Genomic DNA, 1216 nt, shown 5'->3' on the forward strand with positions numbered 1-1216 from the left:
CGGTTCAGCCCCTTAATTATGGAGTCATTCTCTTGAAATCTCAGGTTTTCACAGTTTCTTAAAGTGAGATTTTCACCTCTCCCATTTGGCCTGCTCTCCAAGCCGCATGGTATTGGTTAGGACTCAATCGGTTTAAACTACCGTGAAAACGTCGCTCGTTGTAAAATCCAATGTACTCCGCGACGGTTTCATACGCTTCTTCAAAGGTTTCAAAGTACATTTTTCTGTACAGATCTCGTTCTAAAATGCTGTGGAAAGACTCAATATATGCATTCATATTCGGCGTTTTGGGCGGTATTCGTTCATGAATAAGGGGCTCATCTTTGTCCATACACATCTCTGCAAAAGTATGACTGAGAAATTGCGGCCCATTATCCGAGCGGAGAATGGGCATGGCTTCTCCAAGCTGTACACGCTGCTTCAAGGCCTGCTTAATGGTCGCGCAGATCTCCTTGGCGCTGCAGCTTGCACCCAAGTGGTATCCGACAATACAGCGGTCAAAAACATCGATCATATCAAAGATAAAAAAGAAGCGGTCATAGCCATGAATGTATCCATACTTAATATCCATTTGCCAGAGTTGGTTAGCTCCTGTAACGATACGGTTCTGGGCAAGCCGTCTTGGATATTTCACCTTTTTGTCAGGCTTCTTTTGTAGCAGCCCTAGCTTTTTACAGAGCCTGTAGGCCTTCTTGTGGTTCAGAATTAAGTCATGCTGGATATAAAGGGCGTGTGCCAAGTTACGGTAACCATAGCCGTGTTCCTCGCCTGCGACGATTTCGCTTAGCCACTCTCCAATCTGCTCATCGCTGACCTTTTGGCCGTCTTTCGTCAAGGAGTAGGCAGGGATCGGTCTTCCGACTTTTCCAAAGGTTTCAGTGGACTTCTCTTTGCCTTCTTGACGCTGTTTACGAGCATAGTAAGTCGATTCCAGCACACCTACCATTCGAAGCACCACCGATACCGCATAGCCCCGCTTAATGCTTTCATCGGCTATTTCCAGTTTGTCTTGTAAGCGGGGTTGGTCTTTTTTAGCAGTTCACGCAGGAGTTCAATCTCCAGATCCTTTTCACCCAGCAGTTTAATAGCAGTATCCATCTTGTTTTCTAACTCTTGAACACGCTTAGCATCTTCGATACGTTCGTTAACAGATGGCGTCGCCTGTTCACCAAATCGTTCTTTATAGAACTTTACCCAGTTCGTAATCGTGCTAGGG

The 1216-nt window shown here is 45.7% G+C and carries 1 protein-coding gene and 1 pseudogene; both read right to left on the reverse strand.

The genetic code is table 11. The features are described from left to right. Positions 1 to 58 precede the first annotated feature (58 nt). Positions 59 to 958: an IS3 family transposase gene (locus tag CA598_RS31605; protein ID WP_306440502.1), complete on the reverse strand. Its 900-nt coding sequence runs from the start codon at positions 956 to 958 to the stop codon at positions 59 to 61. A 35-nt stretch (positions 959 to 993) separates the two neighbouring features. Then, positions 994 to 1216 (reverse strand): annotated as a pseudogene (locus tag CA598_RS32575) (transposase); the annotation flags it as partial.

Origin of the sequence: Paenibacillus sp. VTT E-133291 (assembly GCF_002264395.1) — a bacterium.
Taxonomy (GTDB): Bacteria; Bacillota; Bacilli; order Paenibacillales; family Paenibacillaceae; genus Paenibacillus_AQ; species Paenibacillus_AQ nitricinens.